Below are 15,952 nucleotides of genomic sequence, written 5' to 3'. Positions count from 1 at the left end.
CGTTTTTTATTTTTTTAGTTTTCAACTGGAAGATTTAAAACTTCTTGTTCGATGATATGTCCATTCATTTTATGAATCATTTCGTTATACCAAAAACCATTATTTAAATCTATTTTTTCATCCAACGCATATACTGTAAAAGTATAATTGTGTTTTTTATTAGGTGGAGTAGGGCCGACATAACCTAAACTCATAGGATCATTTTTCATGTTTAATAAACCACCGGCTAAACTATTGTATCCATGATCGTATTCAATTGAATTATCTTTAGCAGCGTTTTCTGGGATGTGTTTAATTTTAGGATCAATGTTAGCACCAATCCAGTGAATCCATTCAAATCCACACACTGGAATTGAATCTAAGTCAGTTAAGGAAAATGCTAATGACTTAGTATCGGCAGGAATATTATCAATATCAACGGGGAATGATATTGAAGGTCTTCCATTTTCTTTGTACTGGTTATCTGTATGTTTAGTATATTTATCTAATAAATTACCATTTTTCATTGGAATATTAATATCCATAAATAAAAACCTCCATTTAACTTGATTTTAACCAATTTATCTTGAAAATAAAAACAAATCGTTTATAATAATTGTTAGTTAGCTAACTAAAATTGAGGTGAAATTAATTTGAAAGAAGATATCGGTCGTTTAGTAAAGGTAGCATCTATTCAATTCGTCAGACATTTCGATAACATGGCAAGAAAATACGATTTAACCAGTACTCAAATGTCGATTATTGATTTTCTTAGACTAAACAAGCAAAAAGAAATATTTCAAAAAGATATTGAAGAAGAATTTTATATTCAACGTTCTACTGCTTCAGTTTTACTAAAAAGGATGGAAAAGAAGCAATTAATTAAGCGTATTCCTTCTTCTGTAGATGCAAGAAAAAAACAAGTTATTCTTACTGATAAATCATTAAAACTACAATCTAAAATCAATGATTTTATGAATCAAAATCAAAAATTAATTAATGATAATTTTTCTGATAAAGATTTAAATGAATTAACTAAAGGATTAAAAAAATAATTTATATTATGGGGGATCAAAAAGATGAATGATAAAATTTCTTTAAAAGTATTATTATCAGTCATTGCAGCGGGAATTATGTCATTTAGTGGTGTGGTCATTGAAACTTCGATGAACATTACATTTCCAACCTTAATGAATGATTTTAATATTAATACAAGTACTGTCCAATGGATGACTACTATGTATTTACTAATAGTTTCAATTGTTATTCCATTGTCAGCCATTTTAAAACGAACTTTTAAAACCAAATCTTTGTTTATAACGGCAAATGTATTATTTATAATAGGTGTATTAATTGATTTAATAGCACCTAGTTTTGCGCTATTAATTATCGGAAGAGTAATTCAAGGATTAGGGACAGGTATTGCTTTACCATTGATGTTTAATATCATATTGGAACAAGTTCCTAGTAAGAAAATCGGTTTGATGATGGGAGTTGGTAACCTTATCACAGCAATTGCACCAGCAGTTGGGCCTACTTTTGGTGGAATTGTGGTTTCTTCAATTGGTTGGCGCTATATTTTTCTGATTTTATTACCAATATTAATTATTTCTTTACTAATGGGTAGCTTTTCAATTGAACAAAAAAGTAAGCCTCAACATACTAAGTTAGATTTGCCTAGCTTATTATTGATTGTCATTACCTTTGCTGGGCTTGTTTATGGTTTCAGTAGTATGGGTAGCGGTAGTATTCTCAGCTTGAAAGTAATATTACCAATTATTATTGGTTTGATTGCAGTTATTGTTTTATACAAACGTTCAGTTAATATCAATAACCCAATTGTTAATTTATCCATATTAAAAAACACTAAATTTTCTGGTCACGTGATAGCTTTCTTTATCTTACAATTTATTACTTTAGGGATGTCATTCATCCTTCCTAATTATGTTCAGATAGTAAATAATCAATCTGCATTTGTTGCTGGATTAATTGTGTTACCCGGTGCTGCTTTAGGAGCTGTATTTGCACCATTGTCTGGGAAGATTATGGATAAAGTGGGTGCTTACAAACCTATTTTATTTGGAATGTTTGCCGGATTAGCTGGATTACTATTGTTTACCATTTTTGGAACTCATTTATCAAATACGATGATTTTAGTATTCTACCTAGTTTATATGCTATGTCTAGGGCTTTCGTTTGGTAATATTATGACTAGTGGATTAAGCACATTAGATGCTAACGATAGTCAGATGGGAATGCTGTGTTTAATACAGTTCAACAAATATCTGGAGCTATTAGTACTTCTATTATTTCTGCAGTAGTTGCGATTAGCCAAATGAATCCAAATTACAGCAAACAATTAGGTACTGCAATTGGATCAGAACATGGATTTATTTTATTAATTATATTGTTATTATTAGCTGCAATTATTTTAAATAAAGTCGTAAGAAGAACAAAATAATAAATAAAAATAACCTTAAGTATTAGATTGATTTCTAATATTTAAGGTTATTTTTTATTTCCATTTATTTAACAAACTTTAAAGTATAGTAGCCTTGACTATCAGAACTGACAGTATAAGTCTTATATCCATCGTTTAACCACTTACTTTGTGTAGCTTTAGCATAATTTTGTGCATCTGTTACTGAACTAAAGGTATGTGGTTGTGCAAACATATCATCATTACTATCATTATTCTGGTTATTGTCATTTTGCTTATCGGCATTATTTTCGTTACTGTCATTAACTTTATTATCTTTTGCCTCAGAATCAGAACCTTGTTTACTATTTTCTTTTTTATAAGTTTTGTTATTAGTTTCCTGGCTAGTCGTGTTCTGAGTATTCCTTTTGTTAGATGTTAATTCTGTTTTTGGATTATTATTGCCGGAGGTAAAATGGGTTATTGCTTTTACTCCACCAATAATTAAGGCAGCGATTACAACGATAAAAATAATAATTGGCCAAATACTGACATTGGAAGAAGTTGATTTTTTATTTCCATATTCTTCTTCATTAAAGTCATATTTCTTAATGCGATTATTTTCGTCATTATTCATATATGAATATTCCACTCCATTTCAAGTAAAATAAATTACAACATTTTATATTATAACAAAGTTTATCCATCTTCGTATAATTATTGAAACCTAAACACATTATTTGAAATATTAAAATGATAGATTTAACCTAAATAAAAGAAAGAAGGCATATTGTATGAAAATTGGTTTTATAGGAACTGGTGTTATGGGCACTGGAATGATTAATAACCTACTTAAAAATAATTATGAAGTGAACGTTTTTAATCGAACTAAGGCTCATGCTGATACTGTAATTAAAAATGGTGCAAACTGGAAAGATAGTCCTAAATTGGTTGCTGAAAATTCTGATGTTGTAATTACGATTGTCGGATTTCCAAATGATGTGGAGCAAGTTTATTTTGGTGATGATGGATTATTAGCAGGTGCTAGTAAAGGTGAAATTTTAATTGATTCTACTACTAGTAAACCTAAAATTGATGAAAAAATATATAATGAAAGTAAAAAATTAGGTGTTGAATCATTAGATGCACCTGTATCCGGAGGTGACGTTGGTGCCCAAAATGGTAACTTAACTTTTATGGTTGGTGGTGATCAAGCCATCTTTAATGAAGTTAAACCTGTATTAAATTCCATGGGTAGTAACATTCAAATATTTGGATCAGCCGGCAAGGGCCAACATACTAAAATGGCTAATCAAATCATGATTGCTGGTAATATGACAGGCCTAACTGAAATGCTTGATTATGGTAAACATGCAGACCTTGATTTATCATCATTAATCAAAATTGTTAGCCAAGGTGGTGGTGATAACTGGAGCCTTGAAAATTATGGTCCTCGTGTATTAAAAGATGATTTTAAACCGGGTTTTGCAGCTAAACACTTTCTGAAAGATTTACGTATTGCCTTGGAATGTGCAAATGAAATGCATATAGATTTACCAGCTACTAAATTGGCTAAACAATTATATGAAAAAATGGTTGATCAGATGGATTTAGGTAGTGATGGAACTCAAGGATTAATCAAATTATATAAATAATAAAAATAGCTATACTGACTGGGTTAGTCAATATAGCTATTTTTTATTGAATATCATTAAAGAAAGTTAATAATTTTTCTTTAGTTAAATTTTTCTTTTCTTCTCCAGAAATATCATATGATATTTTACCTTGATGTAGAACTAATAAACGATTTCCATATTTGATAGCATCATCTAGATGGTGAGTGATCATTAAACAGGTTAATTTTTCTTTATTAATAGTATTATCAGTAATATTCATTAATTGTTCTGAAGTTTTAGGATCTAATGCCGCCGTATGTTCATCTAATAATAACATGCCAGGTCTATTAATCGTAGCCATTAAGAAACTTAAAGTTTGTCTTTGCCCCCCAGACAAATTACCAGTTGCAGTTTCTAGTCGATCGTCTAAATTATTATTCATTTTAGCAGTGATTTCTTTAAATTTACGCATCTGACTTTTAAGATTACGGGGAACTAATGAATGTTTTTTACCACGTTTTTCTGCTAATAATAAATTTTCAGCAACGGTCATTCGAGGAGCGGTACCTAATTTAGGATCTTGGAAAACACGGCTCAAAAATTCAGTTCTTCTTACAACTGACATTCTTGTTATATCTTTACCATTATAAATTACTTGTCCAGAATCAGGTTTTAAATTACCACCAATCGTATTAAAAAGGGTCGATTTACCGGCTCCATTAGAACCCAAAATGGTAATAAAATCTCCTGGATAAATATCTAAATTGACATTATCTAAAATATTTAATTGTTCTGGCGTACCTTCATTGACTGTTTTAACAATGCTTTTTAATTGAAAGATTGGTTTAGTCATTTTTTAACCCCCGTTTCAAGACATGTTTTAAATGGAATTTACTTTCTAATGCTGGTAATCCCATGAAAATTGCTAATAAGATTGATGAAATTAAGTTTAAATCAGTAGCGTTGAAGCCTAATTGTAGAACTAATAATAATACCAAGCGATAGATAATACTACCAATAGTGACGGCAATTAATCTTTGAATCATGGTTAAATCACCAAAAATAACTTCACCAATGATAATTGATGCAAGGGCAACTACAATGATTCCAATTCCCATATTTACATCTGAGTAACCGTTATTTTGGGCGACTAACGCACCACCTAGTGCAATTAGACCATTTGAAACACTTACACCCATGATTTTCATATTATCGGTATTGATACCTAATGATTCAGCCATATTTTCATTATCACCAGTAGCGATAAAAGCTTGTCCTAAGTCTGTTTGTAAAAAGTAAACTAGAATTGTTGTGACAATTACAATAACAATGAATCCTAAGGCAACACTGTCAAAGTATGGTGGTAAAGATTGGAAAAATTTACCACTTAATAATGTAGGCATACCAAGTAATGATTGATTAGGTTTACCCATGATTCTTAAATCGATGGAATAAGAAGCAGTCATTACTAAAATACCAGCTAATAATACAGGAATCTTTGCTTTTGTGTACAAAAGCCCCGTTACTAGTCCAGCAACACAACCAACTAAGAATGCAAGCAGCGTTGCGATAATAGGTGAAACACCATGTGCAATAGCGGTCACAGCAGTAGCTGCTCCCATTGGGAATGTTCCTTCAACAGTCATGTCAGGGAAGTCTAAAATTCTAAATGTTAAATAAAGGCCGACACCAATAACTGCCCATAATAGACCTTGCCCGATTGCAGAAATTATTAAACTCATTTGTAGATCACTCCTTGTCTTTCAGCTTTTTGAATTAATGATTGTGGGATATGGATGCCTAGCTTTTTAGCTTGATTTAAGTTGATAGCTAAATCGCCACGGCTTAATGTTTTAATAGGCATGTTAGAAGCATTTTTACCTTTTAAAATTTGTGCGGTAACTTTTCCAGTTTCAACACCTAATTTAAATTGGTTTAGTCCATATGTTGCCAATCCACCGTTTTTAACAACATTAGATGCAGTAGGGAAGATTGGAACATTACGTTTATTTGCTACTGCCACTAAAGTTTGAATAGCTGAAGCCACAGTATTATCGTTTGGAACATAAACAGCATCCACATTTTGTACCATTTGTGTAGCCACTTGATTTAAATCATTAGTATTCGCAATAGAATATCCTTTAACTCTAATACCTTCTTGTTTACATAGTTGAGTAAATCTCTGATATTGACTAGTTGCTGAATCGTCACTAGAAGTATAAATAACACCAAGGGTTTTCATATGGGGCATGATTTGTTTAATTAAATCTATTTGTTGTTTCATAGGTGGTAAGTCAGATACCCCAGTAGTATTTCTACCCGTTTTTTGATTAGAATCAACTAATCCAGCTGATTTAGGATCAGTGATAGCACCTAAAACTAATGGTCTATTTTTAACAGTATTTGCTAAAACTTGTGCTGAAGGGGTAGCAATTCCAATGGATAAATCAACATTTTCGTTAGCAAATTTAGTACTCATAGTTTTTAAATTACTTTGGTCATTTTCGGCATTTTGAAAATCAATTTTAATATTTTTACCAGGTTTAAAACCAGATTCCTTTAATCCTTGAATGATTCCATGGTGAATGGCATCTAAAGCAGGGTGTTCAGTTAATTGAAGAATGCCAACTTCTGGAATATGATCTCGACTAATTTTAACTGGTTGTTGTTCTTTGTAATAACCAAATGCCAGTATTAAACATAGTAATATAATTGCTGAATATAAACGTTTCATTTATGTAAACTCCTTTACTTGATGTTATTAATAAATTATTCCAATAAAAAAGCGGATAACCCAAACACTACAGGTCATCCGCTTAATTAAAAGTTTTAGCAATACCTGTGGTGTTTTGAATTCACTCCGCACAGGCTTTTTATTATTCGTGAGAAAGAAGCCGGTACAGATGCGCTTAATTATATAGACATCTAATTAAATCGCATCTGTATATATTAATGCGATTTAATAACACCAGCTTTGCCAAGTAGAAACTAATAATAAATTTTGTAAAATATTTCTCATGGTCTCTTTCTCCTTTCATTTATTAATACTAATTTTAAAATTAAGACTTATAAAAGTCAAGCATAATAAAAAGAGTAAGCATTATAACTTACTCTTTTGCAGATTTATTTTATTTGTCTTATTTATCTTTGTTGTCTTCATCTTCGAAATCTTCTAAGTTGATTTCATCATTTACTTCTTTGGCATTGTGAAGATCTTTAGTTACCATAGCACTTGAAATTCCCCATTTGTAGAATACAAGTGATGAAATAATGATAACAACAAAGTCTAATGGATATGGAATCCAATTTTGACCACCAAATGGTGTTGATCCCATGTAAGAAATGATTGAAATGAAAATTAAGTAACCAATCATCCAGAAACTTCCAGTAAATTGATTTCTAGTTTTCTTCCAACCAGTTTTCCATTCAAAGTAGAAGTAGAATGGTAAACCTAGTAAGATAACAAGAATTACTTTAACAGTTGTTGGCCACATTGCCCAGTAAGTTGCCAAACTGGCAAGTACGAAGCTACTGGAGCCATAACTTTTAATAACTTCAAACGAATAGGACGTTTAAAGTTTGGTGCCATTTGTCTTAGTGCAGTAACAGTAACAGGACCAGTTAAGTAAGCAATTAGAGTAGAAGTGGAAATAACACTAGCAAGTGTACCCCAACTTCTGAATATTGCTACTAATAATACACTAATAACAAGGTTAACAACCATAGCCATTCTTGGGACACCCCAACGTTTATTGATTTTACCAATAAACTTAGGCATATGTTCGTTTTGCACCATAGCTGCTAATGTACGACCAGTTTGAGCAACGAAAGAAACTCCGGTACCAAATGGTGATACAAAGGCATCAAAATACAATAGTACGGCTAACCAATGAATACCTAGCAAGATAGCTAAGTCAGCAAATGGTGATTGGAAATCAACTCCATGCCAACCATTAGCTAAGTCTTGAGGTACGATGGTACCAATAAATGTGAATTGTAATAGAACATAAATTACAATACTAATTGCAAGTGAAATTGTAATTCCCAATGCAATATTTCTCTTAGGATTTTTAATTTCCTTACCCATGTTGATAACAACTTGGAATGCATTATATGAGAAAATAATACCAGAAGCGGTTGTAGCTGAGAAAATAGCAGCACTACCATAAGGCATAAATCCTTGAGAAGTAAAGTTTCCTGAATGGAAACCGGACATTAATAACATAATAATTGTTAATAATGGAATTCCTAGTTTGAAAATTGAAATAAAACTAGTGAATCGAGCTAATAAATTAACAGACCAATAGTTTAATAGTGTAAAGACTAATATGAAAAGAAAAACGACAAATAAACCGGTATTGGATATTTCACCATTTACCAAGAATCCATGTGTCCAATGTGCCCATTTCCAAGGCCAAGAACCCATGTATTGTACCGCTGCAACGGCTTCAATTGGAATCAAAGTAACCAATGATACCCAGTTAGCCCAAGCAGCTATAAATCCTAGTAAAGAACCGTGGGTGTATTGAGCATATTTACTCATTCCACCACTTTCTGGGAACATAGAACCAAGTTCAATATAGTTGAATGCAATCGCACCAATAACAACGGCACCAATGATCCAAGATAGAATAGCAGCTGGTCCTGCAACCTTAGAAGCCTCCCAAGATCCGAATAACCAACCTGAACCAATAATGGAACTAAGTCCCAACATTACAATCTGAAATAAACCTATCTTTCCTGAATTATTATTTTTTTTCATAATACTCCTTTCATGGTCTTTAAGTATATTATCAAAAATAATTATCAGTGTAAACTGATAAAAGACCAGCGTGATAAGCTTTTAAGCTCCCATTTACTATAATAATAGCATTTCAAAGCATTTACAAATAATTAAATTAATAATCAATACTATTAATTTAACTTAATATTACTAGTCTTTATATTCACATATTTCAATGATATTATTTTCAGGATCATTAACATAAATGGAATTCATTTCTCCATTAGCACCACGTACTTTTTTAGGACCATCAATAATATCTACACCATAATTTGCTAGGTGCGATGTAATATCTGATAATGAATCTTTTGCAATAATACAAAATTTACCTGAACCAGCGGTTGGATTTTTGGGATTGTTTTTTTCATCATAAACAATAGGTAAGAAAATTAATTTTTGTTTACCTAATTGAAATTCCAATTGCTTATCGTCAAATTTTAGGATAGGTAAATCAAATACTTCATGATAAAAACGCATGCATTTTTCTAAATCATCCACAAATATGGTGATATGATCAATATCTTTAACTTTCATTTTTAAGTTCCTTTCTAAAATTAATATTAAACCTAACTATAATATTATAAACAAATTTATCTGGAAATGAAATTGACTAAACGTTTTTTAGTGTGGTACTTTTAAAGGTATGTATAAGTACGATTACAAAAATTATAGGGAGTGAAAAATAGTGGCTTTACTTGATGTTAAGGATATAAGTATGGGCTTTGCTGACAAGAAATTATACGATGAAGCCAGTTTCACCTTAAACAAAGGTGAACATATGGGGATTGTTGGGCAAAACGGTGTTGGTAAAAGTACACTTATTAAAATTATTACTGGAGTCGAATTACCAGTATCTGGATCAATTAAGTGGCAAAACAACGTTAGTGTAGGATACTTAGACCAATATGCTGATATCGAAGATGGTATGACATTAATTGATTTCTTACACACTGCTTATAAAGGCTTATATGAACAATCAAATCATATGCAAAAATTATATGAAAAATATGCTGAAAATTTTGATGATAAATTATTAGAACAAGCAGGTCGCATTCAAGAAAATCTAGAAGCTAACAACTTCTATGATATTGAAACTGAAATTGAACAAGTAATCACTGGTTTAGGTTTAGATGATGTTAAGCGTGATCAACAAATCGCTCATATGTCAGGAGGACAACGTTCTAAGATTATTTTAGCTAAATTAATTTTAGAAAATCCAGATGTTATTTTGCTTGATGAACCAACCAATTATTTGGATACTGCGCACATTTCATGGTTGGAAGATTATCTAAATAATTTTGATGGTGCAGTTATGGTAATTTCTCATGATTATGAATTCTTGGAAAAAGTTACTAACTGTATCGTAAATATTGCTTTTGGTAAAATTACTAAATATCGTGGTGATTTTAAAGCAGCTATGCGTCAACGTGATGAACGTGAAAAAGTGCAACAAAGAGAATATGACAAACAACAAGTTGAAATTGAAAAGGCCAAAGCTTTCATTCGTAAAAATAAAGCTGGTTCTAGATCAACAATGGCTAAATCACGTGAAAAAATGCTATCACATATGGAAGTTGTTGATCCACCATCAACTAACATTCATGCTTCATTCAACTTTCCATATGAAGATACTGGTTCACAAAATGCCTTGGTAGTTGATGAACTATCAGTTGGATACGATAAACCATTATTAAAACCAGTTAGCTTCTCAGTGAATACTGATGAAAAAGTTGGTTTTGAAGGATTTAATGGGGTTGGTAAATCAACTTTAATTAAATCAATCTTAGGTTTATTAAAACCAATGGGTGGTAAAGCGGACTTTTCACCATCTGCTAAAGTTAGTTACTTTAGTCAAGATTTAATCTGGTCTAATGATAAAGAAACCCCATTACAAATTATTCAAAATAAATTCCCTAAGTTGGAACAAAAACCAATTCGTACTAAATTAGCTAAATGTGGTTTAGATGCTGCAAATGCAATGAAACCAATTGGTGAATTATCAGGTGGGGAACAAACTAAGGTTAAATTAGCCATGCTAGAATTTACACCAAGTAATTTCTTGATTATGGATGAACCTACTAATCATTTGGATGATGAAACTAAGGAATCATTAAAACAAGCAATTAATAATTTCCCTGGTAACGCAATTATCGTATCTCATGAAACTAGTTTTTATAATGGCTTAGTTGATAAGGTATTAGATGTTGAAAAACTTAGTTTACGTGATAAAGATGAAATTGAAAAAGCCAATGGTCAAAGTAATTAAATAATAAAAAAGTGCACTTCATTCAGAAGTGCACTTTTTTATTTGAAATTTTTAGGTTCATCTGCATAGTCATGCATAAAAGCTTTAGCATCACTGTAAGAAGGGAATTGGCTAATAATTGTAATCTTAGAATTATGTCTTTTTAATCTTAAATCAGTTACTTTTTTAATTAAGAAGTATTCTTTGATATCATCTAAAGGTTTTAATTCATTATTTTTAACAAATATCTGTAAGAATATTTGTTTATCATTAATTGTAAATTCACGTTTTGCTAAATTGATGTATTCTTTTGAATCTAAATGACTCTCGCGGGGATGTTTCTCTGAAATGATATTATCAGTTTTACAGAAATACATTAAACACCAATATATATTTGCAATTAATAAAAATAAAGAAAAAATATTTCTAAATAGAATTGGGAAAAATTGAGTTACAAGGTTAGTATTCTTAGTAATTGTTAATAAGAAGCGAAAATCAATCATACTTTGTAGATTGGTAGCCAAAAGACAAATAATAAAGATAATAATCCAATAGAATTTATAAACTTTGGTAACTTGATGTAAAAAATTATAATGTAAGTTTTCAAAATAATGATGATTAGTAGAAATTTTTGATATAGCAATTGAAAATAGCCAAACAATAACTAAAAGGAAAGGGACTTTATAGTCGGTTAATAAGTAGAAAATATTTAATAAAAAGGTGTTCATAGATGTAGATAGAAATGTTGGAATTCGATAACCCAATATTTCTAATGTAACTAGTAAAATAGCACCTTCACGAATTAAATTGATGAATTTTTCAGAACTATTACTATTAGTCCGATTAATAACTAAATTATAAAGATTATTCATAAGCATAAACTCCTTAAAATATCTAAATCTAGTTATACCACTAAATGATTAAAATAAACATAAAAAATAAAAAGCATAACTACAATTAAGTAGTTATGCTTTAATTTTTATTTATTAAAAGTATTATTTTCAACTTCACGAATGAAAGTTGCCAAATGATCATAATAAACAGGTGCATTATCGATCATATGATGATGTCCAGCATTTGGAGTAGAAACAAATTGAGCATTTGGAATCATCTTAGCCATTCTTTTACCAGTTTCAACAGGCATTGATTCATGTTCACCAAAAGTAACTAGGGTAGGAACATGATTATCTTTTAAGTTCTTAGTATTGTGCCATTCACCTAACTTACCAGTAATAACAAATTCATTGTCACCTTGGAATGCGTTATAAATGTCAGTGTTAGAAAGACCAATTAAATGATCTAATTTTGAAGGTTGTTTACGATCAATATAGTCCTTATTTAATTTATCAACATCTTTTTGATAACGGTCATTGTCATAATCGTTATTAGCTTCACATTTTTTCATAAATGCTAGTTCATCAGGGGCAAATTCTTTTTCACGAATTTCATCTAAGTGAGCAGTATAATCATCAATTTCATCAACCATTGATGAAATAATTGCACCTTTTAAATGCTTACCATATTTTTGAGCATATAGTTGAACTAATAGGCCACCCCAAGATTGACCAATTAGATAGAAATTATCTAAGCCAAGTTTTTGTCTAACTTCTTCAATTTCATCTAAAAAGTAATCATATGTTAAAACTTTTTTGGCAACTTCAGGATCGGAAAAGTCAGGAGTATCTGAATACCATGATCCTAATTGATCATAATAAGTTACTGAAACATCTAATCCCTGTTTCTTTAGTTCGTCAGCAGTATTTTCCCAATATTCATGGGTACCACCAGGGCCACCATGGAGAGCAAGTAAATTAATTTTACCTTCACCTGAGGTGTGAGTCCATAAATGATATCCGCTATCTAAAGTAATAATTTTAGTCTTTTGTTTCATGACAATCCCTCATTTCTTTTAATTAATATCCTAACACTATTGTTTACGGATAGGCAATTTAATATCTGTTTCAGCTAAACTAATTCTGTATTTAAGATCTTGATTACCACGAATAGTATTTTCAAAGTCAGTTGCAAAAATAATTAAGCCTAATTGATGACCCGCAGGAACATGATAAAAAGTAGGTTGTAATTCTAATTCCATATCATAAAATTCATTGGCTTCCATATCGTCAACATGATAGCTATTCTTACGATTTTGCATATTAATGTGACCTTCTGCAATTTCTTTATAAGGAGTTTTCTTATTTTGTATTTTAAATTCTCTTAAGGAATCTTCACGCCATAGATAGCCTTCATTAATACGATGACCCAGATTCTTTGGTGATTCGGTTAAACGGTATGCTTCACCATAATCAACTAACATACAACTTAGCATTCCATAGTTTTGTGTTGATGATGCATTTAATGATATTTTAACTTTACCATCAATTGTGAAATCCTCTTTAGCAGGAGTAGTTTTAAAAATAACTCGATTGTTTGTTAAAGGATTATTTTCATGGTCTAATACTAAATCATCACGCCATTGTTTGTAATCCAAACAATATTTTTCAAAGTCATTAACTGATAGTTGATCTTTAAACTCTTTACGTCCATGATCGAATTCATCAGTTAATTCATTGTTATTGGAAGGGTGAAGAGTTTTTACATCATCAGGATTTTCCCATTCATCAAATGCATTCCAAGTTTCAGCCTTAACATTATCTTGGATTAGCACGTTTGGAATAAGTTCATCAGCATTGTTATCAACATCTAATAATTTATAAGTTAACCATAAGTTAATCATATCGGTAAAATCAATTGATTGAAATGCATTAATGTAGATATGTTTTCCTTGATGCAAAATTAATTTTTATTGATATTTAATGGTTTAATTGCGTTCCAAATTTGTTCCACATTTTTAGGCTTAACATTATCATCATTTAAACCATGGATTAAGAACATATCGGCTTTGATATTTTTAGCATTCTTTAAGTAGTTTCGAGCATCCCAAAATTCATTATAGTTACCAGTATTACGATCTTGACCATCTGTGATTGAACTTAATTGCTTTTCCCAAGCATCTTTATTTTTATAAAATTCAGTTGCTTGTTGTTTACGACTATAAGTTTCAGCTGCTAAGACATCAGCATCTTCACCTTGAAAGCCACCAGGAGCTAATACTAATCCATTTTCACGGTAGTAATCGTACCAATTAGAAATAGCAGCTTCAGCGATACAAGTTTTTAAGCCATCAACACCAGTAGTAGCAGCAGCAATTTGAAGAGTTCCTAGATATGAGCGACCAGACATCGCAATACTACCGTTGGACCAATAAGCTTCAATTTGATTGTTGTCAGTTTTATTAGTAAAAGCAGTCCTTTTTCCATTTAGCCATTCAATAACAGCAGTGGCTGATAAGGTTTCATCATCATCACCGGTAGTTCTAAAACCATCTGATTCATAAGTTCCAATTCCAGCAGAATAAACGACGGCAAAACCACGTGCTAAAAAGTAATCATTTAATGTATAAGATTGTTCACGATCGAGTGTTTGTTCTGCTTTTCTAGTTTTACCTTCAATTGGACGAGGTTCAGGTAGTTTTTCTTTTTTAGAATGATGTTCAATATCTGAATATGAGTAGTTATTAGGTTCTTTGTGTTTTAAACTTACATTAACATTATGTGTTAATTGTTCACCATCTTTATCATTAGTACCTTGATTGTAAGGACTAGCAGTGAAGATAACAGGAACTTTATTTTTATTACTTTCTTTTGGTCTGATAATTTCTGTTTTTAATAAGTCTAAATTACCATCATGGTCATTGTCTTGATCGGCTTCTACATAAACCACTTCACGAATTAAACTATTGGTATCATAAACTGGCATAGCCTTACCATTAAAGATTAATGGTTTTTTAAAACTATTTAGATTTTGTGCGAAATAACCTTTAGATGCTAAGTCATCAATAAAAGTAGTACCATACTTGTTATGAGTGTTTAATAATAAATACCATGCTGTCATGGTGTCATATAAATTAATATTGTCATGAACATTAGCGACAGGCAAATTAAGAGTCTTCATTTTAGTGATTGGATTATCAATTAAAAAATCTTCGCCAACTTCAAAATGTAATAGTTGTAGCGCGATATTGTAAAAACCAATTTTTGAAATAGGGGCATTTTTATCGAGAAATGTTAATGCATTTTCTTCAAAGCTAGCTAACATTCCTGCAATTTTTTGCCCTCTAATTGCCAAGCTTTGTTGATCTAAAAATGATTTTAACAAGAAAGTTTTTAATAGTTCAGCTGGATTATCGATGTCGTCAGTTGAATCATCTAAGAAATGAATATCTCTTAGTTCTTTCTTAACAATTTTTAAATTGTAGTCGGCAATTGCGTATTGATGATTTTTCATGAAAGTCCTCCTAAAATTTATATATATTTTACATTATATCGTAAATTAGAAGAAAATGAGGAGAAAATCAATAGTTAATTATTTAGGACCTGATTTTCAAAATGATATAATATAAATAGATAATAAATCTTAATGGAGGCATGATTATGGTTACTGAAATTGATGGTGGCGCAATTGTTTATAAAATGGTAGATAACAAACCACAATATTTATTGGAAAAAAGTGCAACTAGTGATTTTTGGGGTTTTCCTAAAGGTCATATCGAAGGCAAAGAAACATTAGAACAAGCTGCAGTCAGAGAAATCAAAGAAGAAACCAATATTGATGCAACGATTGATACTAATTTTAGTGTTGATGCTGAGTATGATATGAAGAATGGGCATCATAAAATAGTTACTTTTTATACATCTAAAGTAGAAGATCCTAAAGTAACTTTACAAAAAGAAGAAATTAGTGATTATGTTTGGCAAAATTATGCAGATGCTCGTAAGACTTTAACTTATGATAATTTGAAAGAAATTTTAGACAAAACAAATGACTATGTAGCAAGTAAGTGGTCTTAA

General features: G+C 30.7%; 12 protein-coding genes and 3 pseudogenes. 5 read left to right on the top strand and 10 right to left on the bottom strand.

Annotation, left to right across the window (positions count from 1 at the left end):
- Positions 1 to 14: 14 nt before the first annotated feature.
- Positions 15 to 524: a YbhB/YbcL family Raf kinase inhibitor-like protein gene (locus tag C7N41_RS00740; protein ID WP_105963830.1), complete on the bottom strand. Its 510-nt coding sequence runs from the start codon at positions 522 to 524 to the stop codon at positions 15 to 17.
- A gap of 108 nt (positions 525 to 632) precedes the next feature.
- On the opposite strand from C7N41_RS00740, the gene C7N41_RS00735 reads away from it, so the two are divergent.
- Positions 633 to 1,034 carry a MarR family winged helix-turn-helix transcriptional regulator gene (locus C7N41_RS00735; RefSeq protein WP_225362827.1) on the top strand — a complete coding sequence of 134 codons (402 nt, stop codon included), beginning with the start codon at positions 633 to 635 and terminating at the stop codon, positions 1,032 to 1,034.
- Between the two features lie 24 nt (positions 1,035 to 1,058).
- Positions 1,059 to 2,440, top strand: a pseudogene (locus tag C7N41_RS00730) (DHA2 family efflux MFS transporter permease subunit).
- 64 nt (positions 2,441 to 2,504) lie between these two features.
- Here the strand turns inward: C7N41_RS00730 and C7N41_RS00725 are convergent.
- Complete coding sequence (locus tag C7N41_RS00725; RefSeq protein ID WP_105963829.1) at positions 2,505 to 3,035, bottom strand: hypothetical protein; 531 nt, start codon at positions 3,033 to 3,035, stop codon at positions 2,505 to 2,507.
- Positions 3,036 to 3,192: 157 nt separating this feature from the next.
- Here C7N41_RS00725 and C7N41_RS00720 point away from each other — a divergent pair, with 157 nt between their 5' ends.
- Positions 3,193 to 4,053 carry an NAD(P)-dependent oxidoreductase gene (locus tag C7N41_RS00720; RefSeq protein WP_105963828.1) on the top strand — a complete coding sequence of 287 codons (861 nt, stop codon included), beginning with the start codon at positions 3,193 to 3,195 and terminating at the stop codon, positions 4,051 to 4,053.
- A gap of 43 nt (positions 4,054 to 4,096) precedes the next feature.
- Here the strand turns inward: C7N41_RS00720 and C7N41_RS00715 are convergent, their stop codons facing one another.
- From C7N41_RS00715 to C7N41_RS00695, 5 genes and pseudogenes are all read right to left on the bottom strand, one after another.
- Positions 4,097 to 4,867: an ABC transporter ATP-binding protein gene (locus C7N41_RS00715; RefSeq protein ID WP_105963827.1), complete on the bottom strand. Its 771-nt coding sequence runs from the start codon at positions 4,865 to 4,867 to the stop codon at positions 4,097 to 4,099.
- Positions 4,860 to 5,756: an ABC transporter permease gene (locus C7N41_RS00710; RefSeq protein ID WP_105963826.1), complete on the bottom strand. Its 897-nt coding sequence runs from the start codon at positions 5,754 to 5,756 to the stop codon at positions 4,860 to 4,862. Before C7N41_RS00710 ends, C7N41_RS00715 begins: the two co-directional genes overlap by 8 nt.
- Positions 5,753 to 6,748: a tryptophan ABC transporter substrate-binding protein gene (trpX, locus tag C7N41_RS00705; protein ID WP_105963825.1), complete on the bottom strand. Its 996-nt coding sequence runs from the start codon at positions 6,746 to 6,748 to the stop codon at positions 5,753 to 5,755. Before trpX ends, C7N41_RS00710 begins: the two co-directional genes overlap by 4 nt.
- Before the next feature lie 403 nt (positions 6,749 to 7,151).
- Positions 7,152 to 8,776: pseudogene (locus tag C7N41_RS00700) on the bottom strand (APC family permease).
- A 171-nt stretch (positions 8,777 to 8,947) separates the two neighbouring features.
- A complete protein-coding gene (locus tag C7N41_RS00695) occupies positions 8,948 to 9,331 on the bottom strand; it encodes a VOC family protein (RefSeq protein WP_105963824.1) in 384 nt (127 codons plus the stop codon).
- A 181-nt stretch (positions 9,332 to 9,512) separates the two neighbouring features.
- Here C7N41_RS00695 and C7N41_RS00690 point away from each other — a divergent pair, with 181 nt between their 5' ends.
- The gene (locus tag C7N41_RS00690; RefSeq protein WP_105964070.1) at positions 9,513 to 11,063 is read left to right on the top strand and encodes an ABC-F family ATP-binding cassette domain-containing protein; all 1,551 of its coding nucleotides are present in this window, start codon (positions 9,513 to 9,515) and stop codon (positions 11,061 to 11,063) included.
- Between the two features lie 38 nt (positions 11,064 to 11,101).
- Here C7N41_RS00690 and C7N41_RS00685 read toward each other — a convergent pair whose 3' ends face one another.
- The 3 genes and pseudogenes from C7N41_RS00685 to C7N41_RS00675 all read right to left on the bottom strand — a co-directional run bounded on the left by C7N41_RS00685 (position 11,102) and on the right by C7N41_RS00675 (position 15,389).
- Complete coding sequence (locus C7N41_RS00685; protein ID WP_105963823.1) at positions 11,102 to 11,914, bottom strand: hypothetical protein; 813 nt, start codon at positions 11,912 to 11,914, stop codon at positions 11,102 to 11,104.
- Positions 11,915 to 12,021: 107 nt separating this feature from the next.
- Positions 12,022 to 12,933, bottom strand: coding sequence for a proline iminopeptidase-family hydrolase (locus tag C7N41_RS00680; protein WP_105963822.1), 912 nt, complete (start codon positions 12,931 to 12,933; stop codon positions 12,022 to 12,024).
- Between the two features lie 36 nt (positions 12,934 to 12,969).
- A pseudogene (locus C7N41_RS00675) lies at positions 12,970 to 15,389 on the bottom strand (Xaa-Pro dipeptidyl-peptidase).
- A 146-nt stretch (positions 15,390 to 15,535) separates the two neighbouring features.
- On the opposite strand from C7N41_RS00675, the gene C7N41_RS00670 reads away from it, so the two are divergent.
- Positions 15,536 to 15,952: a bis(5'-nucleosyl)-tetraphosphatase gene (locus C7N41_RS00670; protein ID WP_105963821.1), complete on the top strand. Its 417-nt coding sequence runs from the start codon at positions 15,536 to 15,538 to the stop codon at positions 15,950 to 15,952.

This window comes from Apilactobacillus micheneri (assembly GCF_002993975.1).
Classification (GTDB): domain Bacteria; phylum Bacillota; class Bacilli; order Lactobacillales; family Lactobacillaceae; genus Apilactobacillus; species Apilactobacillus micheneri.
The sequence above is the reverse complement of the archived record's forward strand: the minus strand, read 5'-3'. Positions and strand labels throughout refer to the sequence as shown.

Excerpts from the sequence above, each read along its gene's own strand:
- C7N41_RS00740 (WP_105963830.1), bottom strand. The coding sequence starts at position 524 with ATGGATATTAATATTCCAATGAAAAATGGTAATTTATTAGATAAATAT.
- C7N41_RS00725 (WP_105963829.1), bottom strand. The coding sequence starts at position 3,035 with ATGAATAATGACGAAAATAATCGCATTAAGAAATATGACTTTAATGAA.
- C7N41_RS00720 (WP_105963828.1), top strand. The coding sequence starts at position 3,193 with ATGAAAATTGGTTTTATAGGAACTGGTGTTATGGGCACTGGAATGATT.
- C7N41_RS00715 (WP_105963827.1), bottom strand. The coding sequence starts at position 4,867 with ATGACTAAACCAATCTTTCAATTAAAAAGCATTGTTAAAACAGTCAAT.
- C7N41_RS00710 (WP_105963826.1), bottom strand. The coding sequence starts at position 5,756 with ATGAGTTTAATAATTTCTGCAATCGGGCAAGGTCTATTATGGGCAGTT.
- trpX (WP_105963825.1), bottom strand. The coding sequence starts at position 6,748 with ATGAAACGTTTATATTCAGCAATTATATTACTATGTTTAATACTGGCA.
- C7N41_RS00695 (WP_105963824.1), bottom strand. The coding sequence starts at position 9,331 with ATGAAAGTTAAAGATATTGATCATATCACCATATTTGTGGATGATTTA.
- C7N41_RS00690 (WP_105964070.1), top strand. The coding sequence starts at position 9,513 with ATGGGCTTTGCTGACAAGAAATTATACGATGAAGCCAGTTTCACCTTA.
- C7N41_RS00685 (WP_105963823.1), bottom strand. The coding sequence starts at position 11,914 with ATGAATAATCTTTATAATTTAGTTATTAATCGGACTAATAGTAATAGT.
- C7N41_RS00680 (WP_105963822.1), bottom strand. The coding sequence starts at position 12,933 with ATGAAACAAAAGACTAAAATTATTACTTTAGATAGCGGATATCATTTA.
- C7N41_RS00670 (WP_105963821.1), top strand. The coding sequence starts at position 15,536 with ATGGTTACTGAAATTGATGGTGGCGCAATTGTTTATAAAATGGTAGAT.